General features: G+C 72.2%; 1 pseudogene. It reads right to left on the bottom strand.

Going from position 1 to position 529, the window contains the following annotated elements:
• Positions 1-247: pseudogene (locus AB6A65_RS16530) on the bottom strand (hypothetical protein); the annotation flags it as partial.
• Positions 248-529: the final 282 nt, after the last annotated feature.

The raw sequence follows: 529 nt of genomic DNA, 5'->3' as shown, positions 1-529 counted from the left end.
AGAAGGGGCAGACCGACATCGGCATCTTGGTCAGCACGAAGAAGGTCGAGTTCGCCTCGAGCGGGGGCGCCATGAAGCCCTCGAAGAGCACGCGGTCGCCCTCGAGGCTGCGGGCGGTCTCCGAGAAATCGCGGTCGTCGGTGTAGAGCCGGCGGAGCTGCAGCGGCTCCTCCGCCTGAGCGCGGAGCGCGGCGGGCGCGGCGAGGGCGCCGGCGGCCGACAGGGTGAGGAAATGGCGGCGGTGCATGGTCGTCTCCCGTGGCGTCGCGCGGGTCGTGTCGGGGACCGGGCCGGACCCCCGGNAATGGCGGCGGTGCATGGTCGTCTCCCGTGGCGTCGCGCGGGTCGTGTCGGGGACCGGGCCGGACCCCCGGCGCGACGCCGTCGTTCTGCGTGAGGAAGGGGGCCGGCGCGCGGCCCCCTCCGGTCGTGGATCAGGTCCGCGAGATCACTCGGCGGTCAGGGCGTGATGCATCACGTGGAAGATCACGTTCTGCTCGATCGTGCCCTCGTAGAGATGGGCGAAGGG

The sequence above is a fragment of the Rhodosalinus sp. FB01 genome (assembly GCF_041365715.1).
Lineage (GTDB): Bacteria > Pseudomonadota > Alphaproteobacteria > Rhodobacterales > Rhodobacteraceae > Rhodosalinus.
This window is presented reverse-complemented; position numbering and strand designations above follow the sequence as displayed.